The sequence below is a fragment of the uncultured Methanobrevibacter sp. genome, from assembly GCF_934746965.1.
Lineage (GTDB): Archaea > Methanobacteriota > Methanobacteria > Methanobacteriales > Methanobacteriaceae > Methanocatella.
On record NZ_CAKVFS010000005.1, the window covers coordinates 82188 to 108832 of the forward strand.

At 29.7% G+C, this 26645-nt stretch carries 26 protein-coding genes, 1 tRNA gene and 1 pseudogene; 15 read left to right on the forward strand and 13 right to left on the reverse strand.

What is annotated here, in order from left to right; all coding sequences use genetic code 11:
- Positions 1-63: 63 nt before the first annotated feature.
- Genes ileS through Q0984_RS05215 form a run of 4 tightly spaced genes read left to right on the forward strand, consistent with a single transcriptional unit; the run spans position 64 to position 7888 of the window.
- Positions 64-3336: an isoleucine--tRNA ligase gene (ileS, locus tag Q0984_RS05200; RefSeq protein ID WP_299524607.1), complete on the forward strand. Its 3273-nt coding sequence runs from the start codon at positions 64-66 to the stop codon at positions 3334-3336.
- Between the two features lie 9 nt (positions 3337-3345).
- Positions 3346-5496 carry a phosphoribosylformylglycinamidine synthase subunit PurL gene (gene purL / locus Q0984_RS05205; protein WP_299524610.1) on the forward strand — a complete coding sequence of 717 codons (2151 nt, stop codon included), beginning with the start codon at positions 3346-3348 and terminating at the stop codon, positions 5494-5496.
- Positions 5497-5508: 12 nt separating this feature from the next.
- A complete protein-coding gene (locus tag Q0984_RS05210) occupies positions 5509-6726 on the forward strand; it encodes a molybdopterin molybdotransferase MoeA (RefSeq protein ID WP_299524613.1) in 1218 nt (405 codons plus the stop codon).
- A gap of 16 nt (positions 6727-6742) precedes the next feature.
- Entirely contained in the window at positions 6743-7888 is a 1146-nt protein-coding gene (locus Q0984_RS05215) for a site-2 protease family protein (protein ID WP_299524616.1), read from the forward strand.
- 61 nt (positions 7889-7949) lie between these two features.
- Here the strand turns inward: Q0984_RS05215 and Q0984_RS05220 are convergent, their stop codons facing one another.
- Together Q0984_RS05220 and Q0984_RS05225 are read right to left on the reverse strand one after the other, a co-directional pair.
- Positions 7950-8363, reverse strand: a complete 414-nt coding sequence (locus tag Q0984_RS05220; RefSeq protein ID WP_299524619.1) for a ferritin family protein — start codon at positions 8361-8363, stop codon at positions 7950-7952.
- 46 nt (positions 8364-8409) lie between these two features.
- On the reverse strand, positions 8410-9636 hold the full coding sequence (locus tag Q0984_RS05225) for an FprA family A-type flavoprotein (RefSeq protein WP_299524622.1): 1227 nt from the start codon (positions 9634-9636) through the stop codon (positions 8410-8412).
- Positions 9637-9857: 221 nt separating this feature from the next.
- On the opposite strand from Q0984_RS05225, the gene Q0984_RS05230 reads away from it, so the two are divergent.
- Complete coding sequence (locus Q0984_RS05230) at positions 9858-10628, forward strand: V4R domain-containing protein (protein ID WP_299524626.1); 771 nt, start codon at positions 9858-9860, stop codon at positions 10626-10628.
- Here the strand turns inward: Q0984_RS05230 and cobI are convergent.
- The gene (cobI, locus tag Q0984_RS05235) at positions 10625-11326 is read right to left on the reverse strand and encodes a precorrin-2 C(20)-methyltransferase (protein ID WP_299524630.1); all 702 of its coding nucleotides are present in this window, start codon (positions 11324-11326) and stop codon (positions 10625-10627) included. The genes Q0984_RS05230 and cobI overlap by 4 nt on opposite strands.
- A 92-nt stretch (positions 11327-11418) precedes the next feature.
- Between cobI and Q0984_RS05240 the strand changes: the two genes are divergently transcribed.
- Positions 11419-13254 (forward strand): helicase C-terminal domain-containing protein, encoded by a 1836-nt coding sequence (locus tag Q0984_RS05240; protein ID WP_299524632.1) that lies wholly within the window; start codon positions 11419-11421, stop codon positions 13252-13254.
- A gap of 3 nt (positions 13255-13257) precedes the next feature.
- On the opposite strand, the gene Q0984_RS05245 is transcribed toward Q0984_RS05240, so the two are convergent.
- The 8 genes from Q0984_RS05245 to hpt all read right to left on the reverse strand — a co-directional run bounded on the left by Q0984_RS05245 (position 13258) and on the right by hpt (position 17743).
- A tRNA-Arg gene (locus Q0984_RS05245) sits at positions 13258-13331 on the reverse strand.
- Positions 13332-13352: 21 nt separating this feature from the next.
- A complete protein-coding gene (locus Q0984_RS05250) occupies positions 13353-14342 on the reverse strand; it encodes a topoisomerase IV (RefSeq protein ID WP_299524635.1) in 990 nt (329 codons plus the stop codon).
- Between the two features lie 12 nt (positions 14343-14354).
- The gene (locus tag Q0984_RS05255) at positions 14355-14663 is read right to left on the reverse strand and encodes a transcription factor S (RefSeq protein ID WP_299524639.1); all 309 of its coding nucleotides are present in this window, start codon (positions 14661-14663) and stop codon (positions 14355-14357) included.
- A 94-nt stretch (positions 14664-14757) separates the two neighbouring features.
- Positions 14758-15180 (reverse strand): NUDIX hydrolase, encoded by a 423-nt coding sequence (locus Q0984_RS05260; protein WP_299524642.1) that lies wholly within the window; start codon positions 15178-15180, stop codon positions 14758-14760.
- A 36-nt stretch (positions 15181-15216) separates the two neighbouring features.
- Positions 15217-15504 (reverse strand): DNA-directed RNA polymerase subunit L, encoded by a 288-nt coding sequence (locus Q0984_RS05265; protein WP_299524645.1) that lies wholly within the window; start codon positions 15502-15504, stop codon positions 15217-15219.
- 14 nt (positions 15505-15518) lie between these two features.
- On the reverse strand, positions 15519-16091 hold the full coding sequence (locus Q0984_RS05270; protein ID WP_299524647.1) for an exosome complex RNA-binding protein Csl4: 573 nt from the start codon (positions 16089-16091) through the stop codon (positions 15519-15521).
- 76 nt (positions 16092-16167) lie between these two features.
- A complete protein-coding gene (gene dph2, locus Q0984_RS05275; RefSeq protein ID WP_299524650.1) occupies positions 16168-17172 on the reverse strand; it encodes a diphthamide biosynthesis enzyme Dph2 in 1005 nt (334 codons plus the stop codon).
- Between the two features lies 1 nt (position 17173).
- Positions 17174-17743 (reverse strand): hypoxanthine/guanine phosphoribosyltransferase, encoded by a 570-nt coding sequence (gene hpt / locus Q0984_RS05280; RefSeq protein ID WP_299524653.1) that lies wholly within the window; start codon positions 17741-17743, stop codon positions 17174-17176.
- A 104-nt stretch (positions 17744-17847) separates the two neighbouring features.
- Here hpt and Q0984_RS05285 point away from each other — a divergent pair, with 104 nt between their 5' ends.
- From Q0984_RS05285 to Q0984_RS08880, 7 genes and pseudogenes are all read left to right on the forward strand, one after another.
- Positions 17848-19191 carry a signal recognition particle protein Srp54 gene (locus Q0984_RS05285; protein WP_299524656.1) on the forward strand — a complete coding sequence of 448 codons (1344 nt, stop codon included), beginning with the start codon at positions 17848-17850 and terminating at the stop codon, positions 19189-19191.
- The gene (locus tag Q0984_RS05290; RefSeq protein WP_299524659.1) at positions 19188-20402 is read left to right on the forward strand and encodes a tRNA pseudouridine(54/55) synthase Pus10; all 1215 of its coding nucleotides are present in this window, start codon (positions 19188-19190) and stop codon (positions 20400-20402) included. The genes Q0984_RS05285 and Q0984_RS05290 overlap by 4 nt, the downstream gene beginning before the upstream one ends.
- Positions 20403-20411: 9 nt before the next feature.
- A complete protein-coding gene (moaC, locus tag Q0984_RS05295) occupies positions 20412-20879 on the forward strand; it encodes a cyclic pyranopterin monophosphate synthase MoaC (RefSeq protein ID WP_299524662.1) in 468 nt (155 codons plus the stop codon).
- Between the two features lie 69 nt (positions 20880-20948).
- Positions 20949-21110: a preprotein translocase subunit Sec61beta gene (locus Q0984_RS05300; protein ID WP_299524665.1), complete on the forward strand. Its 162-nt coding sequence runs from the start codon at positions 20949-20951 to the stop codon at positions 21108-21110.
- A gap of 64 nt (positions 21111-21174) precedes the next feature.
- Positions 21175-21999, forward strand: a complete 825-nt coding sequence (gene hisF / locus Q0984_RS05305) for an imidazole glycerol phosphate synthase subunit HisF (protein WP_299524668.1) — start codon at positions 21175-21177, stop codon at positions 21997-21999.
- The gene (locus tag Q0984_RS05310; RefSeq protein WP_299524671.1) at positions 21996-22931 is read left to right on the forward strand and encodes a DNA glycosylase; all 936 of its coding nucleotides are present in this window, start codon (positions 21996-21998) and stop codon (positions 22929-22931) included. The genes hisF and Q0984_RS05310 overlap by 4 nt, the downstream gene beginning before the upstream one ends.
- Before the next feature lie 9 nt (positions 22932-22940).
- Positions 22941-23283 (forward strand): annotated as a pseudogene (locus tag Q0984_RS08880) (VOC family protein).
- Positions 23284-23306: 23 nt separating this feature from the next.
- On the opposite strand, the gene Q0984_RS05325 reads toward Q0984_RS08880, so the two are convergent.
- On the reverse strand, positions 23307-23741 hold the full coding sequence (locus Q0984_RS05325) for a peptidylprolyl isomerase (protein WP_299524677.1): 435 nt from the start codon (positions 23739-23741) through the stop codon (positions 23307-23309).
- A gap of 74 nt (positions 23742-23815) precedes the next feature.
- Here Q0984_RS05325 and Q0984_RS05330 point away from each other — a divergent pair, with 74 nt between their 5' ends.
- Positions 23816-24982 carry an aspartate aminotransferase family protein gene (locus tag Q0984_RS05330; protein ID WP_299524680.1) on the forward strand — a complete coding sequence of 389 codons (1167 nt, stop codon included), beginning with the start codon at positions 23816-23818 and terminating at the stop codon, positions 24980-24982.
- Here the strand turns inward: Q0984_RS05330 and Q0984_RS05335 are convergent.
- Complete coding sequence (locus Q0984_RS05335) at positions 24979-25383, reverse strand: NUDIX domain-containing protein (RefSeq protein WP_299524683.1); 405 nt, start codon at positions 25381-25383, stop codon at positions 24979-24981. The genes Q0984_RS05330 and Q0984_RS05335 overlap by 4 nt on opposite strands.
- Positions 25384-25560: 177 nt before the next feature.
- Between Q0984_RS05335 and Q0984_RS05340 the strand changes: the two genes are divergently transcribed.
- Positions 25561-26637 carry an acyltransferase gene (locus Q0984_RS05340; protein ID WP_299524686.1) on the forward strand — a complete coding sequence of 359 codons (1077 nt, stop codon included), beginning with the start codon at positions 25561-25563 and terminating at the stop codon, positions 26635-26637.
- Positions 26638-26645: the final 8 nt, after the last annotated feature.

Here is a 26645-nt window from a genome sequence, read left to right on the forward strand (position 1 = left end):
TTTTTAAATATAAATTCAACACAATATATCAATTAATTTCTTATTAATATAGGGAGAATTAACATGCCAATAAAAGAGGCAGACAAATCATATGATCATAAAAAAATAGAAAAAAAGATTCAAAACTTCTGGATAGAAGGAGATACTTTTTCTAAAGTAAATAAACTTAGAGCTAATGGTCCTCAGTATTCTTTTTTAGATGGACCTCCATATTGTAGTGGTAAAATACATTTAGGAACTGCTTGGAATAAAGTTATTAAAGATTCTTACTTACGTTATAAAAGTATGAATGGATTTAGCTTAAGGAGACAAGCTGGATGGGATATGCATGGTCTTCCAATTGAACACAAAGTGGAAGAACTAATGGGTATTAAAAGTAAACAAGAAATTGAAGAAAATATTGGAATAGCTAAATTCGTTGATAAATGTAAAGAATTTGCAATAGATAACAAATTAGCTATGGAAAAAGAATTTGATGATTTAGGTGTTTGGATGGATTGGGATGATCCATACATGACTTTAGATCCTAAATACATGGAATCTGCATGGTGGACTTTAAAAAGAGCTAATGAACAAAATTTACTTGTAAATGATAAAAGGGTAATTAGCTGGTGTCCTCATTGTGAAACAGCATTAGCTGCAGCAGAAATTGACTATGAAGAAAAAGTAGATCCATCTATATTTGTTAAATTCCCAGTTAAAACTCCAATATTGGAAGATAATGATTTACCAGAATATTTCTTAGTATGGACAACAACTCCATGGACTCTTCCTGCAAACCTTGCTATCTGTGCAAATCCTGAATTTGATTATGCATTTGTTAAAATTAATGGAGAAATTTTACTTCTTGCTCAAAACTTAGTGGAAACAGTTTTAGGACCTGCTACTATTGTACATAAAACTAAAATCCCTGCTGAAAATGAGGATGAAGAAGATAAAATTATAAAAGAAACTGAAGTTGTTTATGAAATTGTTAAAGTTGTTAAAGGTGAAACTTTACTTCATAAGTCCTACATTTATCCATTAAATGATGAAGTTTCAATTCATAATGAATTTGATAAAAAAGAAAATGTTCATACAATCTTACCTGGAGATCATGTAGAACTTGGTGAAGGTACTGGATTTGTACATACTGCACCAGGTCATGGTCCAGACGATTTTGAAGTAGGTAAAACTTATGATTTACCAATTTTCTGCCCTGTTGATGAAAGTGGTAACTTCACTGATGATGCAGGTAAATATGCAGGTAAGTTCTGTAAATATTTAAATGATGAAATCATAGAAAATCTACAATCTAAAGGTTTAATGTATAGAAATGAAACAATAGAACACAGATATGGTGTATGTTGGAGATGTAAAACACCTATTATATATTTAGCTACTAAACAATGGTTCTTAAAAGTAACTGACATTAAACAAAAAATGCTTGATGAGATTGATAAAGTAGAATGGGTTCCACAATGGGCAGGTCAAGGTAGATTCAGAGATTGGGTAGACAATGCTAAAGATTGGACTATTTCAAGACAAAGATATTGGGGTATTCCAATTCCTATTTGGGAATGTCCTGATTGTGGTGAATTAAAAGTAATAGGTTCTGTAGAGGAATTAAAACAAGAAGCATTAAATGATATTTCTGTTGGGGATGATGAACTTGTTCACAGACCTTATGTTGATGAAATTACTATGGAATGTGATAAATGTGGAGCACAAGTAAAAAGAATTCCAGATGTTTTAGATGTTTGGATTGATTCTGGAGTAGCTGGATGGGCTTCATTATATTATCCTCAAGAACAAAACAAATTCAATCAATGGTTCCCATATGACTTTATTACAGAGGGGCACGATCAAACTAGAGGTTGGTTCTATTCACAATTAGGTACTGGAGTAATTTCTATGGGGCAAGTACCATATAAAAAAGTATTAATGCATGGATTTGTTTTAGATGAACATGGTAAAAAAATGAGTAAATCTTTAGGAAATGTTGTATCTCCTGAAGAAGTTATTGAAAAATATGGTGCGGATGTATTAAGATTCTATTTATTATGGGCAAGTAAACCATGGGATGATTTAAAATTTGTATGGGATGAATTACTCAATGTAAATAAAATGTTTAATATTTTGTGGAATGTATATGTATTCTCAACTACTTACATGTCTTTAGATGAATTTAATCCAACTAACATAACTGAAAATGATATTATTTTAAGAGATGAGGATAATTGGATTATATCTAGAGCTAATACTTTAGTTAAAGAAGTAGGTGAAGATTTAGAAGAATTATCTTTCCATAAAGCTACAAGAAAAATTAATAATTTCATTTTGGAAGATTTAAGTCGTTGGTATGTAAGACTTATTCGTGGAAGAACATGGGTAGAAAGTGATGATCCTGATAAACTTGGAGCTTATTATAGTTTATATACTGCTCTTTATAAATTAATTTCAGTTTTATGTCCAATAGCTCCTCATGTTTGTGAAGAAATCTATGAAAATCTTGTTAAAGGTGTTGATGAAAATGCTCCTGAAAGTATTCACATGCTTGACTGGGGATATGATGAATCTAAAATCAACACAGATTTAGAAAGTAAAATGGATGTTGTAAGGGAAGTAATTGAAGCATCTGCAAGAGCAAGAGATATAGCTAGATACAAACTTAGGTGGCCAGTATCAGATATTACTATTGTATCTCAAGATGAGGATGTTCTTAAAGCTATTGAAGAGTTACAAGATATTATCAAGGATCAGTCAAACACTAAAGAAGTATTAACTGCTGTTGAATTTGAAAACTTGTCATTTAATGCAAAACCTAATCTTAAAACTTTAGGACCTAGACTTAAAGGAGATATGGGTATTGTTAAAAAATATCTTGAAGAAGCAGATGGTAATTTAATCAAAGAAGAATTGGATAATAATGGTAGTTTCACTGTAGAAACTGATGGAAAATCATTTGAATTATCTGATGGAGATATATTGTTTGATACTGAACTTCCTGATGACTTTGTAAGTTCAGAATTTGAATTTGGTAATGTATTTGTAAATACTAATATAACTACAGAAATTAAACAAGAAGCTATGGCTCGTGAACTTATTAGAAGAGTTCAAGACATGAGGAAAGATTTAGATTTGGATGTAGAGGCTAATATTGATGCTGTTGTAAGTACTTCTACTGAATTTAAAGAATTAATAATTCCACAATCTGAATTCATTGTTAATGAGATTAGGGCTCGTAGTTTAGTTACTTCTGACGGAAAAGAATGTTTAGAAAATGATGATAGCTACATTAAAGAATGGGATATTGAAGGCGAAAAAGTCTGTATTTCTATAAAATTGGTACAATAGGTGTTTAAAATGACTTTAACTGATTCTGAAATAGAATATATTGAAGGAATCCTTGGTAGGGAAATGAATGAATTGGAAGAAGGTATGTTGGATGTAATGTTTTCAGAACATTGCTCTTATAAAAGTAGTAGGCCAATTTTAGGTACATTTCCTACTGAAGGAGAAAACATTATATTAGGTCCTGGAGATGATGCAGGTTTAGTTTCAGTAACTGATAAATATGCATTAGCTGTTGGTATGGAAAGTCATAACCATCCTTCAGCTATTGAACCTTATGGAGGAGCAGGTACTGGAATTGGAGGAATTTTAAGGGATATCATATCAATGGGTGCAAGACCAATTGCACTTTTAGATTCCTTACGTTTTGGATCTTTAGATGATGAAAAATCAAAATATTTATTTGAGCATGTTGTTGAGGGAATTTCTGATTATGGTAATAGGGTAGGAGTTCCGACAGTTGCTGGTGAAGTAGAATTTGATGATTCATTTAGAACAAATCCTTTAGTTAATGTAATGTGTGTAGGACTTGTTGAAAAAGATAAAATTGTCCGTGGTAAAGCTCCTTATATTGGGGATGTTTTCTTGTTAATGGGAGGTACCACAGGTCGTGATGGAATTCATGGAGTAACATTTGCATCAGAAGAATTAACTTCTGATAGTGAAACAGAAGACAGGCCTGCAGTACAAGTAGCTGATCCATTTACTAAAAAAAGAGTATTAGAAGCATCACTTGAAATTTTAGATGAAATTAATGTAAGTGGAGTTAAAGATTTAGGTGGTGGAGGATTAACTTGTTGTATTTCAGAACTTGTTGATGAATCTGATAATGGAGCACGTGTTGATTTACGTAATATTCCTTTAAGAGAAACTGGAATGACTCCTTATGAAATCATGCTTTCAGAATCTCAAGAAAGGATGGTTTTTGTAATTAATCCTAAAGATGTTGAAAAAGCACAAGAAATTTGTGATAAGCATGAGATTGTATCAGCAGTTATTGGTGAAGTTATTGAAGGAAATAACATGATAATTGATGATGAAGGTTCTCAAATAGCTAATTTACCAACAATTTTATTAGCTGACCCTCCTTCACTTAATCGTGAGTTAAAAGAAGTAGTTGAAGATACATCAGAAATTAATGTAGAACATCCTCCAATTAAAGATTCTTTACTTAAACTTTTATCTTCACCGAATATTGCTTCTAAACAATGGGTTTATAAACAATATGACCATGAAGTTCAGGTAAGAACTGTTGTAAAACCTGGTGATGATGCAGCTGTTTTAAGAATTGATAATGATACAGCTATTGCACTTACAACTGATGCTAATACTATTCATACTAAATTATCTCCATTTGATGGTGGTGCAGGTTGTGTGGCTGAAGCTATTCGTAATGTAATTTCTATGGGTGCAACTCCTTATGCTGTTGTAGATTGTCTTAATTTTGGAAATCCAGAAACTCCAGAAATATTATGGCAATTTAAAAGAACGATTGAAGGAATGTCTCTTGTAGCTGAAAATTTCAATGCTCCTGTTATTAGTGGTAATGTAAGTTTCTACAATGAAACTGAAGGTATTAAAATCAATCCAACTCCTGCTGTTGGAGTTATTGGTGTTGAAAAAATTGAAAATATCAGAACAATGGACTTTAAAAACACTGGGGATAAAATTCTTTTAATCGGTACAACTTACGATGAAATATGTGGTTCTGAATATCATAGAACTATTCATAATATTGAAAAAGGTAGGGCTCCAAGAATCAGAATTGAAGATGAATTAGCTAATGGTAAAACTATTCTAAAATTACTTGATGAGGATTCATCTAAAGATATAACTGCAGTTCATGATGTATCTAATGGGGGATTAGCTGTTGCACTTTCAGAAATGGTTATGAAAGGTAATATTGGTTGTGAAATAGATTTAGATTCTGTTCCTGTTTCCGGTGATTTGGAAGAATCCAATTTGATTTATAGTGAATCTCATGGTAGGTATATTTTAACAGTTAAAGCTGATGCTGTTGATAGAATATTGGATGAAATAGATGTTCCTGTATCTGTTATAGGTGAGGTTAAAGGAAATTGTTTAATAATTGGAGACAATGAATTTACTATTGATGAATTAAATGATTCTTATCATGGTGTTATTGAAAAATACATGGCTTAAGATGGTGCATGAATGTTTTTATCTAAATTAGATTCTTTAAAAGATGCTATAAAATTAGTGGAGGATAATCAGAAGGTAATGGATTTTGAGGAAATACCTTTAAAAAATGCTCATAAGAGAGTATTGGCTGAAGATATTGTCTCTTTCCATAATTCTCCACCTTTTGATAAATCTGCAATGGATGGGTTTGCTCTTAAAGGTCTAAATACTTTTGGAGCATCACAAAATAATCCAAAACATTTTAAAATTGTCGATTCAATTGGTGCAGGAGATTTTTGTGATAAAACAATAAATGAAAATGAAGCTATTGTAATAGCTACTGGAGCTCCAGTTCCTGAAGGTGCAGATGCAGTTATCATGAAGGAATATACTACAACTGAAGGTGATGAGTTAACTATTTATAGTCAGGTAACTCCTGGTGAAAATGTAAGTCCAAAAGCAGAAGATATTAGTAAAGGTGATGTAGTTTTATCTAAAAATACTTTTATTAGGTATCAGGAAATGGGTTTAATAGCTTCTGCAGGATATAATACAATTAAAGTTTTTAAAAAACCTAAAGTAAAAGTAATTATTACAGGTAATGAACTTGTAGAACCAACTAAAGATGAAATATCTAAAGCTAAAATAATTAATTCTAATCAGTACACAATCGGGTCAATGCTTGAAGATTGTGGTGTTGTTTTTGATGTTGGTAGAGCTAAAGACAGTTTTGATGATGTTAAAAAATCTATTTTAGAGGCATCAAAAGAATATGATGTTATAATGACTACTGGTGGAACCGCTATTAGTAAAGGTGATGTTGTTTTAGATGTTGTTGAGGATATTGGAAAAGTATTATTCCATGGTGTATCAATAAGGCCTGGAAAACCTATTGGTGCAGGTATTGTCAATGATAAAATGGTATTCACATTTTCAGGTCAACCAGTTGCAGCTATGACTCAGTTTGATATTTTTGCAAGAAAATATTTATTTAATATGCAAGGTAGAAATTTTGATTTTCATGTTGTTCAAAGGGAGTCTCTATTAAAAATTCCTTCTCAACTTGGAAGGACAGATTTTATACGTGCATTTTCTGATGATGATTTTGCAAGACATATATTAAATAGAGGTTCTGGTATAATTAGGTCTATGGTGGGGGCAAATAGCTACATCATAATAAATGAAAATGATGAAGGATATCAGAAGGGCGATATAGTTGATGTTGTCTTTTTTGATTCACTAACTTGGTAAGTAAAGAGGTAATTTAATGAATGGGATTTATTATTATTTAATAGCTTTCATTGTTATCTGGATATTGGCATTTGGATTAAAAAATAAATTAACTAATCATGGTTTTGAAATTCAGTTTCCAATTATAATGTGGAGAACTGAAAAGTTTAAAAATTTCATAAACAAATTGGCTAATTTATGTCCTAGATTTTGGAAATGGTTTATGAATATAGGGATTATAATCTCGTATATTGCAATGATATATATTACTTGGACATTAGTTAGTTCATTAAGTTCTATGTTAGAAACACCATCAGTTTCTCTTATTATTCCTGGAGTGGAAATGCCAGGTTCTTCAGTTTATGTTCCATTAGGTTATGGATTAATTGCTTTGGCTACAGTTTTAATTGTTCATGAATTTTCCCATGGAATACTTGCTATTGTTGAGAAAATAAATGTTAAATCTGTAGGTTTAATGTTATTTGCAATTCTTCCAGGAGCATTCATGGAACCTGATGAAGATGAAATGAATAGTGCTAAAAAATCATCTAAATTAAGAATTTATGCTGCAGGATCAATGGCTAATATTACATTGGCAGTAATTGCTCTTTTAATTATTTCAGCTGTGGGGTCTTTTGTTATTCCGTCTACATTTGAAGAACATGGAATTGAAATTGATAGAGTTGTAGGAGATTCTCCAGCAAGTAAAGTTCTTAAAGAAGGAATGGTTATAGAATATATTGATAATCATAAAGTTAATGACTCAAACAGCTATCTTAATGCTATTGATGATTTTAAACCTGGTCAGAACATAACTGTTGGTACGAATCAGGGAGATTATTCTTTGGTTTTAGATAAAAATCCAAATAATGATTCTAAAGGATATATGGGTGTTCAAGCAGCCAAACATTATGAATTAAATGATGATGTAGCAGATGTTTATGGTGATTCATTACCATGGATATGGTTTGCAGTGCTTGAATTGTTTAAATGGATAGCTATGTTAAACTTAGGTATTGGTTTATTTAATTTACTCCCAATAAAACCATTAGATGGTGGGCACATGTTTGAAACATTACTTAGTTATAAAATCTCAGAGTACTTTTATAAACCTATTGTAAATGCATTGTCTCTGGTTTTAGGGATAATTATAGTATTCAGTATAGTTTATGGATTTATATAGAATCCATTATTATTTTTTTTAAAAAAAAGTTTAAGAAAGAATAATTAAATTCTTTCTAAATTTAGAAATATCTTTCTAAGATTCCTTCTAATATTCTGTAATGGCGTCCTTCATCTTTAGAACTTTCTTTGAAGAAATCAGTTGCATCTTCGAGGTTTTCTTCAGCTGCTTTTTCGGAAGCTTCTCTTTTTTCAGCATTAGCCATTTTTTCTCCTTCTAACATCATTTCAATGTTAGCTTTGAGATCATCTTTGATGATTCCGTTCATTTCACAGAATCTTGCTGCATGTTCTGCTTCTTCCCAAGCTAATCTTTTGAATACTTCAGCTAATTCTCCATAACCTGCTCTTGATGCTTGTCTGGACATAGCTAAGTACATACCTACTTCTTGGGTTTCTCCGTTAAAATTGTTTTGTACTTCTTTTTCTACTCCAGTTCCTACTGTACTTCCTATTTTATGTTCGTATTTAACCATATTATTAACCTCCGATTATTGTAGTTAGTATTTTATATTTTATATTTTATAATTCTTTACATGCTTTAGCTAAAGTTTTTCCTAATTCATAGCTATCTGCATCTTCATCTTTTGTTGGGATGTAATAAATTTCTTGAGAGTCTACCACATCAAATCCATAATTGTTGAGTTTTTTGGCAAGTTTTTCAGCACTGCCTCCTTTTCCACCCATTGAACCAAATGTCACAGCTTTTCTGACGATATTGGTTCTATCAAATCTGAGACCTTTTAAATAGTACATGATATCTCCAATACTTGGATATGGTTCATCATTGATGGTTGGGTCTCCGATAGCTATTCCTTTACTTGTTAAAATACTTTTTACTATTTCACTTCTTTCATCTTCGTGTAAATAGAATATTTCAACATCATATCCTTCAGATATTGCACCTTCTGCAATTTCATGAGCCATTTTCTGGGTAGAGTAATGCATGGTATCATATATGATAGTAATTTTATCTTCACAAACTCCTTGTGCCCAGTTGGTATATGCTTCAATGATTTTCATTGGGTCAGTCCAGATTTGACCATGTGATGGTGCAATCATCTTGATTTGTTCAAGTAATCCTAATTCTACAACTTCATTTAATTTTTTAAGAACAAGTTTTGAGAGTGGTGTGATTAAATTTGCATAAAATTTTTGTGCAGCATCCATTAACACATGTTCTGGAATTTCATGGTCATATCTTTTAGTATAACATAAATGTTGACCAAATGCATCATTAGGGAATAAAATACCGTCTTCTACAAGTAATGTAAACATACTGTCTGGCCAATGTAATAAAAATGCATCTAAGAATGCAAAAGTTCTACCATCCATTTCTAAAGTGTCACCAGTTCCAACAGTAATAAACTCAGCACCTTCTAAAGAAGGGTAATGTTTTAAAAGACCTTTTACAGCAATCTCTGAACAATAGATTGGTGCTTCTGGGAATCTTTTATGTAAATCTACAAGAACTCCTGAATGATCTTTTTCAACATGGTTTTGGATAATGTAATCTACAACTACTTCATCTCTGCCCTCTTGTGCGAAAGCATCTTCAATACGTGCCATTAATTCTTCAGTTTTGCCAGGATAAGCATTATCAATAACAGCTACATGGTCTTCACCAAATACAATATATGCATTATAGGTTGTTCCGTCTAAAGTGTATCCATGGTAACTTCTTAGGTCCCAATCAAGTACACCAATCCAATATACTCCATCACCGATTTTTTGAGCATTTGCTTTCATTTGAATCGCCTTATATGTCTTTTTAAATTTTTTTGTTTTAATTCATACGAATAATTCGCATGATTGAAATTATCTTATGTATATTCTAATATATAAAATTATTGGTCTGTTAAGAAGATGCATGTTATTATATAAAAAGAGTTAATTTTATTAAATACGAATATTATATAGTAGTTTATAAATTTAGTTTGTTGGTATATTTACAAACGGAGATATTTTTAATGATTAAACAAAAACCACTTCAAATTTTTTCTAAAGATGCAGATATGGGGATTGATGTTGTTAAAAGTCCAGTCAAACTTACAATTTTAGAGATGCTCCGTAGTAATGACATGGAATTTGATGAAATTGTTAAAAACACTGGAAAATCAAAATCAACAATATCAGTTCACTTGAAAAGCTTAAGGGAAGATGGAATAATCTCATATCGTTTAGGTGAATCAGACAGTAGGAGAAAAATATTTTATTTAAATTCTAAATATCTTGGTTCTGTTGATGTTTCAAAGAAAAATGAAATTGAAGAAGCAAGAGCAGAATATCTAATTAAGAACATTGTTGAAAATGATTGTGATTTTACGGTATTGTTATTCCATACATTAAGATCAATGCTTATACAGGAAGGAATAAATATTGATCCGGTTTTACATTCTACAGGTATACGTATGGGTCAATCTTTATATGATAAGTTATATGATGATGATTTGGAAGTATTTTTAGCTAATATTGCTGAATTTTGGGAAACAAAAGGTTTAGGTAGATTATCTTTTAAATTAGGTCAAATCATCAAAATCACAGCTTCCGATTGTTTCGAATGTGAATTACTTCCAAAAACAGGTAAACCTGCATGTTATTTAGATACAGGGATATTTCAGGCACTGTTCAGTGAATTTTTTGGATTCCCAGTTAGGGTAATTGAAATTCAATGTTGCACAATGGGGGATGAAAACTGTGTTTTTGAAGTTGAACCTGTTAAACCTAAACATATTATTTAATCTGAGAATTTAATAATTGTTGTTGTAAGATATGGTTTTTCAGTTGAAAAACCTTCCACTATCTTTTCATTTTCTCTAGTACAATTTTGAACGGAAAATACTTCTTTAGGTCTATCTTTTTTATCAATAGCATATTCTAATTCTTTAGTATTTCTAGAAGCTTTCATTAAAACAATTGAATCGCTGTGTTCTAAAAAATTTTCTAATCTGCTGTCTATTTTTGGAACGATAGTTAGTATATCATTTTTTTCAACTAATGGTTCATTTTTAGCAGCCGCACAAGCTGTAAATGATGTGATTCCAGGAATTGTTTCTATTTCATATTTGTCAGCTAATTTTTTCTGAGTATATGAGTAAGTACTAAATATTGACGGGTCTCCAAGAGTTATAAATGCTACGTCTCTTCCACTTTCTAAATAATTAGCTATTAATTCTGCAGCACTGTTCCAATATTTTTCAAGTTCTTTTTCATCTTCAATCATTGGAAATAAAGGTTCTACAATCATTAATCTTTTGTAATCGGGTCTTTTTTCTAAAATAGGTGTTACAATTGATAATGCTATACTTTTCTTTTCTTTAGCTGATTTTGGTGAAAATATTACTGGTACACTTTCTAAAACTTTAGCTGCTTTTAAAGTGAGTAATTCTGTATCTCCAGGTCCAACGCCAATTCCTATTAATTTTCCTTTTTTGGTCATGTTATCATCTTACTGATTTAATTTTTGTGAATATTAGTTTGCATATGCACTTCTATAATTTATTTATAGTATTGTAACTAATATATTGTTTGATGTCTAATTCTATTTTTTGTCCAAACTGTGGTATGTTAAAAAGTAATTGTACTTGTGGTCATTCAAATGATGATTCTTCATTGAAAGGAGGTTCTGTTGATTTATTTAGTTTTCAAAAGCCAAGAACTTCTTCTATTTTGGATGATGAAATCCCTGAAGTTTATTCAATTGAAGATCATAGGTTAGATGAAGATGTTGTTTCTTATCTTCAAGGAAAATATCCTCATATAGAATCAGATATAATTGAAAATTTTCCTTTTGAAACTCCACGTGCAGGACAACTTGATATTATACAGGATATTAATAATGCAATTCGTCAGGGATTTAAATATATTATCTTGGAAGCAGGAACTGGAACGGGTAAATCTGCAATAGCTACAACATTAGCTAAAATGTATGGTTCTGCGTATATATTAACAATGACAAAGCAATTACAATCACAATATTCTGATGAGTTTGATTTTCCATTAGTTAAAGGTAGGAGAAATTTTGCTTGTTTAAATGATGATTTAGACTCAACTTGTGATATAGGTACTTGTAAAACAACTCCTACTTCAAGTAACTTTTTTTGTCCTTATGGTGTAGCTAAAAATCCTACTTTAGATGCAGAATTGGCTTTTGAAGATTCACATGGTGGAACAGTATTTTATCAATCTAATCAGCATTGTCATTATTGGAATCAAAAAGCCAATGCAGTTAATTCTCCAATTACTTTAATGAATTATGATTATGGAATTTTAGAGTTGAATTATGTAAAGCATTTTGGTACAAGATCTTTATTAATTTTAGATGAAGCTCATAATATTGAAAATAAATTAATGAATACAATGGAAGTTAATTTATTTAATTATCGTCTAGAAAAGGATATTAGTAAAATAATATCTAAAGAAACATTGGAAGATGGAGAACTTAAAGATTGGATAATGGAAATTGAAGCAATTACCGAAAGTTATGAAGATATTGATGTTAAAGATCTTTCTAAAAATAAAGCTGAAAGAATAAGATCTACTATTGGAAGACTTAAATCACTTAAAAATAACTTAGAAAAGGAACCTAAAAATTGGGTTATTGATACAGATGAGAATAGTGTTTCATTTAAGCCATTAAGAGTTCATCATTATGCTAATGATTATTTATTGAAATATGGAGATGTTGTTATTTTTATGAGTGCAACAATTCTTTCTCATAAAATGTTTTCTAAATGGTTAGGTTTAAATCCAAATGAAGTATATCATATTAAAGTAGATAGTCCATTTTCAAAAGAAAAAAGACCAATTATACTAGATTTGGCAGGAAAAATGTCTGCAAATAGAATTAAAAATACTGCACCTAAAACTATTCCTATTTTGCAGAAAATCTTAGAAAAACATAAAGATGACAAAGGTTTAATTCATACAAATAGTTATAAATGTCAAAGGTATATTAATCAGAATTTACCTAATTCTAGATTAATTTCACATACTTCTCAAAATAGGGAAGAAGTATTGGATTATTTTGAAAAAGATGAAAATCCTTTAGTTTTGGTGTCTCCATCAATGAGTGAAGGTGTGGATTTACCTTATGATAAATGTAGGTTCCAGATTATTTATAAAATTCCTTTTCCTTATCTTGGAGATAAACAAGTTAATATGAGGCGAAAACGAGATCAAAAATGGTATGCCTATAAAACAGTAATGACTCTTATGCAGGCGTACGGTCGTGGAATGCGTGCAGAAGATGATTCATGTTATACTTATGTTTTAGACAGTGATATTAACATGATTCTTAAAAGTCCGATGTATAGATCTTTAATACCAGATTTCTTTAAAGAAGCTATTGTTCGTCTTAAAGATTAAACACGGACCTGGAGGGATTTGAACCCTCGACCTCAGGATCCGAAGTCCTGCGTCATTCCTGACTAGACTACAGGCCCAAAAAAATTATAAAAAGTAGATTATTTTTTATTTTTCTTTGAATCAACTAGTGGAATATCATCTATTTCTTCAACAGTTGAGAAAATTTCATCGATAGATTCATTATCTAAACTAGCTTTTTCGTATTCTATTTCCTCAATTTCTTCTATACTAAGACCTTTTTCATCATCAGGTCTTTCTTTAGCTGGTGGAACTTCTTCTATTGTTGGTTCTGAGGAGGATTTCTCTGTTTTAGAAACAGGTTTTTTAAGATTTTCCTTAAATTCACCCATATCAAATTCTCCAATTTTGTAAGATTCTTTATCTAATGGAATATTACTTTTTGGAATGACCTTTTCTTCTATGGTTGTTTCTTTTTCTTCATCTTCTGATTCAATATTCATTTTTTTAATGGAATTAGTTAATTTATTTGCATGTTCGAAACCAAATATTTTGTATATTCCAAAAACTGTTAGGAGTATTCCTAGTATTATTAAAACTACAACAACACTATTATGTTCTCCAGAACTTACATTATCAATAACTCTATCACTTGCTGTGGTGGACATGATAATTGAACCAATAATCAATAAAATTCCTATAGCTAAACTAACAATTCCAATTATTGGTGTTCCACCTATTTTTGCATTTACTAGGTTGTCGAAACTTTCAGATAATTCTCCTTCAGTTGAATCAGTAGGTTCTTCAAAATAATCTTTATTATCTTCAGAAAATTCATCATAATCTAATTTAGTTTTTATAATGAAATCTTTATTTATCTCTTGTTTTTCTAAATTTTCAGCAGGTGTTGAATCACTATCTGGGCGATAAATAAATTCATCATTAATTTCGTATTCTTCAGTATCATTATCATGAAGATATGCAAGTAATTCTTCATCTTCTTCATATTCTTTATTATCACTTACATTGAATACATCATCTGCGTCGTCAATAGATTCATCATCTTTGACATTATTTAGCATATCCTTTAAATTAGAAATTCTATGCTCATTTTCTTTAGATTTCTTCATAGATTACCCTCTCTAATCGTATTCTCTCCATGTGTGTCCACAGTCAAGACACTTGAAAAAACGTGTTTCAGCTTCATCTGCACTACGTGTTTGTTGCAACCACCAGGAAGCTTCAGTATGACCACATTCTGGACAAACAGCTTTTGTAGTTGGAAGTGTATTTACATCTTCTCCTTTTTCAATAACATTATCATTTTCTTTAATTTTTTCTTTAATGTCATAACCTTCTTTGGATAATTCTTTAGTATATCCGCAACTACATTTTAATTCATTATCTCCTGTTGGAAGTAACATTGATCCGCATTCTGGACAAAATTCCATATTTTTAACCCCTTATATATTTTTCTTATTAAAACTTTTATAACACTTTAAATATATATTCTTAAGTTATTTATATTTTTACTATTTTTTAACATTAAAATTTACTTGAAACTGCATTTAAACAGTCATTTATGATTTTTGAATGGTCAAAAGCAAGTTCAATATTTTTTAAATCCTTCTTTGAAAAAACACCAATTTCACAAGCATCACTATCAGCTTTTCTATCGTCCATATTACCTTTAGCTATATAAGCTACTGTTACTGTGTGTCCACGAGGATCTCTATCTGGTTTTGAGTAAACATTAACTAAATCAATTAATTCAACATCAATGCTGGTTTCTTCTTTAGCTTCACGAACTGCAGCTGTTTCTACAGTTTCACCATATTCTACAAATCCTCCAGGAAGCGCCCAGCAATTTTTATAAGGATCATTTTTTCTTTTAATAAGGATAAAGTTGGTGTTTTCATCAAAAATAAAAATATCTGTGGTTAATGAAGGAATTTTATAATTTCCCATCATATCACTCAGAATAAAAATAAGTTTTTATTGAAGTTATAATGTTTCTTCAATAAGTTTTTTAAAGTCTGCTGCATCATCTTTAAGTTGTGCAGCTGCTTTTTTCAATACTTTTCTAGGTCTTTTTCCCCTTTTAGTTTTGATAGTCATATTAGGTTCACCAGTAAGGGGGTGATCAATATTGTAAACAGCATATTCAACATCACTATCTTGCATTAAGATATGTCTGAGAGCATTACATACTCCGTGGCTTTCACCATGTACAATAAATTCAAGTTCTAATGTTTTGTCTTCAATAATTTCAATATTGGTTTCATTATCCATCTTATCAACCTTAATTAGCTATTAACATAATTTATAGAAATTTCACGTTTCTCTTTTTTGTTACATGTTCTACATTGGACTTCATTTTCTTTTTGTGTTGTATTCATATAGTCTCTGCAACGAGTACACATTGCTTTTAAAACACCACAATCTTCATCCACGGTAGTTAAATCAACATTATCTCCAGTAATTTTTACTACTTTGGCTTTTATAATATCTCCTATTCTAAAAGCATCTGTTAATTTGTCTAAATATCCTGATTTTGCTTGGGATATGTGAATTGCACCCATGTATGGAAGTGCTAATGGTCTACTACTATCTGTTAAGCAGTCAATATTCACATTAGCTCTTTGACTTTTTATATCGGTGATTTGTCCATAAACTGTATCACCTACTTTTAAAAGAGCTGGTTGGTTAGATTTAGCTTTAACACTAATAGTTTTCATTTTTGAATTAATTTGAACATTTCCTAATATTGATGATTTAATCTCGCCATTATCTTCATAAGTACCTTTTCCAACTAAATATTGTTCGATTATTCCTATTTTATCTCCAGGTATTACAAATGTTCCGTTTTTTATACTCATAATCAAATCACCAAAATAAGGAATTATAAAAATTTTAATATTAATATAATAATTTTATTTTTATTAATATTTAAAACTATTTGTATCTTTCATGAAATAAAATTTCATCTAGCTGGTAGTTTTCCCATTTTCTTTTATTTAGAACTATTTCAAGTTCTTGTGGTGTTAATAATGGTTTTTTGTACATTTGAGAATCATCAATAGCTATTCTGGGGCATGCTGAAACTACAAAAGCATCTAATTCCATGTAGGGTAATAATATTTCTGGATTGATATTATCTGCCATTATAATATATGCTTCCATTTGATTATTTTCTAATGATTTTTTAATCTCTTTAGCTAATTTCATTCTGTATTGTCCTTCTTTGGAAGATACTATGATTCCCCATTTTTTTGCATCTCTTGCTTTAGTAATTCTTGCAAATCTAATTCTTAGAATTCTATCTGCAAAAGCACTTATATCTCTTATCTCACTGTTATATGGATCTAAAGCCAACACTGGAGATTTGGTAAATAAATAAATTCCTAATGGGTGGAAATTACCACTACCTATAAATAGATAAATTTCAGCATCTAAATTTTTTATTGATGAAAAATTACACCCTAAAACCTGACCTTTTTTAGTATTTTTAGAAGATCCAAGTACTACTTCTTTCCCATGGTCTTCTAAATAGTCTTTGATTTCATTTAATAAATGTAAATGTTGTGTTGTAGTTACAAGAGCTATTTTTGAATAATCTTCTAACTTTTCAAGGCATTTTTCAAGGTCTTTTTTAACATCAATATTAGAAAAAGCTTCTATAAATAAAGTAGGTACTTCATATTTTAATGGAAGTGGAGTATGAGCATAATGGACTATTAAGTCAACAGAATCTTTCATTTTATAGTCGCTTACATCACAAGCTCCAAAACAAGGGTCTCCAGAAATTATCACCGTAGCTTCAGTTTCTGATTCAATAGCTCTTGCTATTTTAACAGCTTGCATTTTAAGGCCTTCTGGAAATTGAAGACCAACAGTTCTAGCTCCTTTTTTATTAATTTTTCTTATGACTTTATCTAAGTCCATATTGTACATTGACATTTTAATCTGCAATGGTTTTTTCAATAACTACTTTTCCATCAACTACATCTAATTTCACGACGGAAAATATAGGGATTCCAGTTTCTTCTTCAACTAATTTTTTACCTTCGCCTTTTTCAATTACTGCAACTGCAGATTTTATATCAATATCTAACTCTTTTAAGGCATCTAAGGTTGAAATTAATGTTCCGCCAGTGCTTACAACATCATCTATTAGAAGAATTCTTTCTCCTGCTTTTAAATCATTTATATATAATTTAGAAGATCCATATCCTGTTTTTTGTTTTATTTCTTTTTCTCCTTCAAGTCCATATTGTCTTTTACGGATAATTACAAAGGGGATATTTGTAGCTAATGATAATGCAGTAGCTAAATGTATTCCCATAGCTTCAATAGCTACTATTTTATCAATATTCATATCAACATGTTCTTTAACTACTTCTGCTAATTCACGAAGCATTTCAGGTTTCATAGTTGGAACGCCATCACTTATTGGGTTAACAAAATAGTTATAATCTCCTTTTTTAACAACAGGAGAGGATTCTAATGATTTTTTCACTTCTTCTAACATTTATCTCACACAAAAATTTAAAAATTAAATAAATATAATATATATTTAATATAGAATTTAATATAAATTTTTCTTTAAAAAATAGATTTTAATCGTGTGATATTATGGCGATGCTTGGAAATTTAGGTGAGAATCTTACTAATACTATGAAAAAATTAGTGGGAATGTCAGTCATTGATAAAAAAACAATAAAAGAAGTTGTAAAAGAAATACAACGTGCTTTAATTCAATCTGATGTTAATATCGCTTTAGTTTTAGATTTATCCAAAAAAATTGAAAAAAGGGCTCTTGAAGAGGAACCTCCAAAAGGTATTACTCCAAGAGAATATGTTATAACAATTATTTATGAAGAGATGGTGAATCTATTAGGTGGTGAGGCAGCAGGTTTGGATATTAATGAAAAACCTTATAAAATATTATTCTTAGGTTTACAAGGTAGTGGTAAGACAACTACTATTGGTAAATTATGTAGATATTTACAAAAAAAAGGTTTCAATCCTGCTGTTGTATGTACTGATACATGGAGACCTGCAGCTTATGAACAATTAAGACAACTAACTGAAGAAATGCAGGTTCCACTTTATGGGGATCCAGATAATAAAGATGCGCTTGATTTAGCTCAAAAAGGTTTGAAAGAGTTTAAAAATAGGAAAGTTATAATTTTTGATACTGCTGGAAGACATAAGCAGGAAAAAGATTTAATTGCTGAAATGGATGAATTAGATGATATTGTTCAACCAACTGAATCTATTCTTGTAATTGATGGAACTATTGGTCAACAAGCAGGTGAACAAGCTAAAGCATTCTCACAGGCAACTGATGTAGGTTCAATAATTATTACTAAATTAGATGGTTCTGCTAAAGGTGGAGGTGCAATGTCTGCAGTAGCTGAAACTGGAGCACCTATTAAGTTTGTTGGTACTGGTGAACGTATAGATGATTTTGAATTATTTGATCCAGAAAGATTTATTTCAAGATTACTTGGTATGGGAGATATTCAAAGCCTCATAGAAAAAGCTGAAGATAATATTGATGAAGACATGGCTGAAAAAACTATGAAAAATATGATGTCTGGAAAATTCACTTTGGTAGATATGAAAAACCAATTTGAAATGATGAATAGTATGGGGCCAATGCAACAGGTATTAAGTATGATTCCAGGTCTTGGAAATAAAGTATCTAAAGAAGCATCTAAAATGACTGAAGATAAAATTGATAAATATAAAATTATCATGTCTTCAATGACTAAAAAAGAAATGGAAGATCCTAAATTAATTAAACAATCTCGTATTAAAAGGATAGCTATGGGTGCGGGTGTTGAAGAATCTGAAGTAAGAGATTTATTAAAATATTATAACAATACTAAAAAGACTATGAAAGGTATTGGAAAACGTGGCCGTTTTGGTAATGGTTCAATGAACCGTATGATGGGTCACTTCATGAAATGATTAACATGTATGATTTAGCTAAAAAAATATTAGATGAAACTAATGGTCAAATTTGTAAACACTGTTTAGGCCGTAAACTTTCTCATATTGTAGAAGGTAATGATAATTTAAATCGTGGAGAAAAGATATTTCAGGATTTAGAAATTGAAGAACCAGAAAATTGTGTCATCTGTGGAAATATTTTTGATAAAATAGATGATGAACTATTTAAAAAGGTTTATGATAAAATTGACTTTCTAAACATTGAATTTGATACTTTTCTTGTTGGATCTAGAATTAATAAAGAAATTCAAACTCATGATGATGAGCTAAGTGATAAATTTGATTTAGATGTTGAACCAATTAAAAAAGAATTAAATAGGATAATTGGTCGTGAAATTGAAAATACTTTAGATAAAGAAGTTGAATTTGAAAAACAGGACATTGTTATTAATGTGGATTTGAGAAATGTTCCAAAAGTCAGAATTCAAATTAATCCTCTGTTTATTGAGGGAAAATATAATAAATTAATTCGTGGAATCCCTCAAACAAAATGGCCATGTGGTAAATGTAAAGGAAAAGGATGTGAAGAGTGTAATTTCACAGGTAAACAATATCCTGAATCTGTGGAAGAATTACTGTCTGAACATATCCTAAAAGCTACTAATGGTTGGCAGGCTAAATTTCATGGAGCTGGTCGTGAGGATATTGATGTTTTAATGTTAGGTTCTGGAAGACCATTTGTTTTAGAAATTAAAGAACCTAAAATTAGAAAAATTGATTTGAATAGTTTAGAAAAAGAAATAAATAAAATAAATGATGGAAAAACTTATTATCATAATTTAAAATTTGTTGAAAGAAATAGGAAGGCAGAAATTAAAGTATCTTCAAGTGATGCGTATAAAATTTATAAAGCTTTGGTAAAATGTGATAAACCTTATGATAAATATAAATTAGCTAATTTAAAGGATTTAAATGAAATTCATCAACAGACTCCTTTAAGAGTAGTTCATAGAAGAGCAGATAAAGTAAGAATTAAACATGTTCATGAAGTTTCTTGTGAAATAATTGATGATACTACATTTGAAATGACTGTTAAAACAGAAGGTGGTTTATACATCAAAGAATTAATTTCTGGTGATGAGAATAGAACTAAACCTAATGTTGGTGAAATTTTAGGGGTTAAATCAGTTTGTGAACAATTAGATGTTGTAGAAGTAAGTGAAAAATAGGTGATTTGTATGACAAATGAATTTACACATTTAACAGATACTGGAGTTCATATGGTTGAAGTTGGCCATAAAAGTAATCAAAAAAGATTAGCTATAGCTAGTGGAAAAATATATTTGGATAAGAATACTATTGAAATGATTCAAAATGAAGAAATTAAGAAAGGTAATGTATTAACTACTGCTCAAATAGCAGGGATTCAGGCTGTTAAAAATACTTCTTCAATTATTCCTCTTTGCCATCCTTTGAGTTTAACAGGTATTGAAATAGATTTTGAAGTTAAATTAACTGAGATAATTGCAACTTGTAGTGTTAGAACATTAGGTAAAACAGGAGTTGAAATGGAAGCTTTGACTGGTGTAAGTGTTAGTTTACTTACAATATGGGATATGGTTAAAGCTGTTGAGAAAGATAAGGATGGTCAGTATCCAGATACTAGAATAACTGATATTAAGGTAATTAAAAAAGAAAAAATCTAAAGTTTATATACTATGAAAATTATAAATATAGTCAATTATTTTTATGAATTAATTTAAAGGGAGTTTATTATGTCAAAAAAGAATGATAAAGTTAGCATGCCTCAAACTGGTGCTGGTTTAGTAAGATATTTTGATGAAGAAAGTGTAGGTCCAAAACTTTCTCCTGAACACGTTATAGTTATTACTGTTATTTTAGCTATATTCTGTTTTGTTTTAAGATTCTCCGGATAATTTCGGGATTTTTTTTCCTTGTTTTTTGAAAAAACAAGCTATTTTTTATATTTAGGTAATTTACATGTTAACTAAAAGAATTATTCCTTGTTTAGATTGTGATTTGCAAGTTCCTGAAGGGAGAGTTGTTAAAGGTGTGGAATTTAAGGAAATTAAATATGCTGGAAATCCTGTGGAATTAGCTACTCGTTATTATGAAGAAGGTGCTGATGAAATAGTTATTTTAGACATTACTGCATCTTATGAAAGAAGAGCAACTATGGCTGATGTAATTAATCAACTAACTGAAAATGTTTTTATACCTATTTGTGTAGGTGGGGGAATCAGAAAAGTTGATGATTATACAAAAATGTTAAAAGCAGGAGCAGATAAATGTTCTACAAATACTGCAGCTATTAAAAATCCTAATTTACTTACTGAAGCTTCTAAAGTTGTTGGTTCTCAAGCTGTTGTTGTAGGGATTGATGCAAAAAGAAGGTATGTGGATAATCCATCAGATGCTCCAGATAAAAATGTGGTGGAAACTGATAAAGGTTATTGTTGGTTTGATTGTAGTATTTATGGTGGAAGAGAATTCACTGGAATAGATGCTGTAGATTGGGCTTGTAAATGTCAGGAATTAGGTGCTGGAGAAATTCTTTTAACTAGTATGGATGGAGATGGAACTAAAGAAGGTTATGATATTGCTTTAAATAAAGCTATTAATGATGCAATTGATATTCCAGTAATAGCTAGTGGTGGAGGGGGAAATCCTGCACATATTTTAAATGTATTTCAAAAAACTGATGTTAGTGCAGCTCTCGCAGCTAGTATTTTTCACTTTAATCAGCATTCTATTGGTGAAGTTAAACACTATTTAAAAGAAAATAATATTTCTGTTAGATTATGATAATTAAGGCTCCAATTAACCTAGAATTAACTCAAAGTTCTGGTCAAACATCACAACCTCCTTGGAAATTTGAAAATGATAGTTATTCTGAGGTAGTTGTAATTGATAATAAACCTATTTTATTTCAATTAAAACAGAATGATAATAATCTAAATTTTGATTTTATAGGGAATATATCTAATAAAGTAGCTAAAGATAAAATAAAAACTATTTTTGATTTAGATTTTAATTTAAATAAATTTTACAAGTATTTAAATAATCAATCTGAATTAGAAGATTTGACTAATTTTTGTAAGGATTTACGTTTATTTTTAGCTAAAGATAAATTTGAATGTTTATTATCTTCAATATGTTCTGCAAATAATTCTATAGCTAGATGGACAAAATCTATTGAAGATATTAAAAGATTGTGGGGAAATAAATATAATTATTTTAAAAAGGATTATTTTACATTTCCTGATGTTTCTGTAATTAAAAATGTTTATTGTGATGATATAGAAGAATTTGATGATTGTAATAATTTAAATAATCATGAAATCTGTGTTAACAACTTAAAAGCTTGTGGTGTTGGATATAGGGCGCCTTACATGAAGAAAGCCAGTGAAATTTTTACACTTGAAATGGACTTAGATGATATTTCAAAAATGTCTTATGATGAAGCTTTTGATGTGATGTTGGAGATTCCAGGTGTGGGTCCTAAAGTAGCTGATTGTATTTTATTATATGGATTTGATTTTAAACAAGCTTTTCCAACTGATGTTTGGATTAAACGTATTGTTTCTTATCTTTATTTTGATGGTAAGGATATTAATGTTTCTAAAATAAGAGAATTTGGAATGGAAGAATTTGGAGATTATGCAGGTTATGTTCAATTATATTTATTCCATTATGCTAGAATGTCTGGATTAATGAAAAAACTTAAAGGAAAGTAATATTATGAAATAAAGTATGTTACAATTATTGTGGATGATATGGATAAATCTGTAGATTTTTACACTAAATTTTAGGTTTTAAAGTTGATGAGGTATTTAATTTGCCTAATGGAAAAATTACTCTTCTTAGTAATGGAAATGAAACAGGATTTGAATTAATTGAGAATAATATGTTTGAAACAGTTTCTATTCAGTAGGATTGGATGTCGATGACATTGATAAACAAATGCAGAAATTTAGAAAAAATAATGTTAAAATAGCTATGGAACCAACTAAAATATCTGTAGGAATCATGGCGAGAATTATTGATTTGGATGGTGTTAATATAGTTTTAATTCAACATGAAAAATAGTGAAAGGATAGTTAAAATATTAACTATCTTTCTTCAACATGTAAATGGAGCATTTTGTCTCCTTGTTGAATTTTATTTACAACATCCATACCGTTACCAATAACTTTACCAAATACGGTGTGTACTCCGTCTAAGTGTGGTTGTGGGGAATGTGTAATGAAGAATTGGCTTCCTCCAGTATCTTTACCTGCATGAGCCATTGAAAGTGCACCAGTTCCATGTTTATTTGGATTTCCTTCAGTTTCACATTTAATGGTGTAACCAGGTCCTCCAGTTCCATTTCCGTTAGGACATCCTCCTTGAATAACAAAGTCAGGGATAACTCTGTGGAATGTTAATCCATCATAAAATCCTTTTTTTATAAGTTTTTCAAAGTTTGCTACAGTATTTGGAGCATCTTTTTCGAATAATTCTAATTCAATTGTTCCTTTTTCAGTTTCAATTATTGCAACTTTCATTTTATCACTTTTAAATTTTAAATATTATTAATAATATAAATATAGTTAATATAAGTATTTTATGGAAGTATTTTATGAACACAAATGAACTTATTGAAGCTGAAGATAAATATTTTATTAACACTTTTACAAGACAACCAATTGTTTTAGATCATGGTAAAGGTGTAAAAGTATGGGATAAAGATGGAAATGAATATATTGACATGTTTGCAGGAATTGCTGTAAATGCTTTAGGACATGCACATCCTAAATTAGTTAATGCACTTCAAGGTCAAGTAGAAAAGCTTATTCATATTTCAAACATTTACTATAATGAACCAGCTATTGAATATGCTAAAAAATTACTTCCTTTAACAGAATTTGATAGAATGTTCTATGCAAATAGTGGTGCAGAAGCTAATGAAGGAGCTATTAAGTTAGCTTTAAAATACACAGGTAAAAGTGAAATTATCACTGCTAAAGATTCTTTTCATGGAAGAACTTTATTAACATTAGCTGCTACAGGTCATGATGAATATAAGGAACCTTATTTAAAAAATCTTCCTCAAGGTTTTATTGAAGTTCCATATAATGATATTGAAGCTATTAAAGAAGCTATAAGTGATGAAACTGCAGCTATCATGCTTGAACCAATTCAAGGTGAAGGTGGAGTAAATGTTCCATCTCAGGAGTATTTTGATGAAATAGCTAAAATTTGTGAAGAAAATAATATTCTTTTAATTTTAGATGAGGTTCAAACAGGTTTTGGAAGATGTGGAACTTTATTTGCTCATGAACTTTTTGATATAAAAGCAGATATTATGAGTATAGCTAAAGGTGTTGGAGGAGGAGTGCCTATGGGAGCATTTCTAACAACTGAAAAAGTAGCTAGTGGTTTTGTACCTGGAGATCATGGAACTACTTTTGGAGGAGGTCCTTTAGTTTGTGCTGCAGCTAACGCTGTTTTAGACACAATTTTAGATGAAAATTTATTAGAAAATAGTAAGAAAGTTGGATCTTACTTTAAAGATAAATTAAATGAGTTAAAAGAAAAACATGATGTTATTGCTGATGTTAGAGGTCATGGTTTAATGATTGGTGTTGAATTAACTCAAAACGGTGCAGAATATGTTGATAAATTAAGAGAAATGGGATTCTTAATTAACTGTACTGCAGGTAATGTTTTAAGATTTGTTCCACCTCTCATAATTAATACTGAAGAAATTGATGAATTTGTTGAAGCTTTAGATAAAGCTCTTTAAATTTCCCAATTTTTCTTTTTTAATACTTTTTCAAAAGCTGTTGATAAGCTTAATGTTTTTATTTTTTCTAAATCTGCCCACATCCAGTCATCATGTTCATCACTGATTGCTACATCTCCAGTAATATTTTTTAAATACATGATAACCTGTACAGTTCTTTTGTGGATATAATCATCTTGTATTGCTTCATAAAAGTCTCCAACTGATCCATCTAGATTTGTTTCTTCTTTTATTTCTCTAATTAATGCTTCATCAAAGAATTCTCCAGGATCTACTTTTCCTCCAGGTAATTCCCATTTATGAGGGTTTGTTCTAGATTTTGGATGTCTTCTAACTAGTAATATTTCATTATTTTTATTTTTAACGATTCCTCTCATTGTAAGACCATATGGTTTGTCCATTTTTATTCACCTGTTTATTAGTTTATCTTATGTTTGAATTGTATTTTATGGTATGATAATTTTAACTTTTTCCTATTTGTTCATATTTAGGTAGATTTCAAGAGTAATATTTATAATATATTAAATTTTAAATCTATTTATCAATTAATAGTTCAAGTTTAAAGAAGGTAAAGTTCAATGGAAATAAATGGAAGAATAAGATATGTTGACCAATTAAGAGCAGTTAGTATACTGTTTTTAATTGCAATAAACATAGCAATGGTTTTTAAGTATAAAAGTGTAGGAAATTTACAAGAATATGTTATCTTCACAACTTTTGGGTTTGGTGTACCAATATTTCTCATGCTTTTAGGTTTATTAATGATTGATAGAGATTACTCAGATATTGGAAAATTTATTAAAACAGATTTTATAAGGATTTTTATTCCTTTTTTAATTTGGAATGCATTATTAGCTTTGCTTATGACTGCTTCTGCAGGTAAACTTGGTTTTAATGTTAGTTGTGTAAATTATTTTATTTCTAAATTCATGACTCAACATTGGTATGCATGGATGTTGCTTGGTCTTTACTTATCTTTACCTATATTTGCTCCTTATGTTAGGGCAACAAAATTAAAAGGTGCAAAATATTTCCTTATTCTTGCAATATCTGCATCACTTATCTATCAATTAATAGCATATATAGGGTCTCCAACCTATTTTAATTTAACTTTCTTTATAGGTCCAGTTCTCTACATGTTCTTAGGATATTATTTAGAAAATCATAAATTTAATATAAAATCTAAATGGTTAATATTGATTGGATTTATTATATTTTTAATAACAACAATTTACATGATAAATTTTGATATATTTGTTAATGGAATTCAAAAAACAATATTTTTACATCATTACAACTTTCTCACGGAAAATTATGTAGATGTAAGTGTAGTAGCTATCTTACAGGCTACAGGAGTATTTTTAATGATAAAATATTTGAATGATCCTAAACTTCAAGATAATGTAATTCTAAAAAGAATACACAATAGTAAAAAATTTAATTTTTCAATAATAACAATTAGTAGATCATGTTATGGAGTTTATTTACTTAACCAATCATTATTGCTTATATTAACTACTTTTGTAGATATTTCATTTTTGGATAATATTGTTGGGATTGTTTTATTAACATTTATCTTAGCATTTTTATGTTGTGCTATTATTTTAGGTTTAATAGAACTTGGAGTTCCTTCTAAATATATTGGTTATGATTAAATTCATAA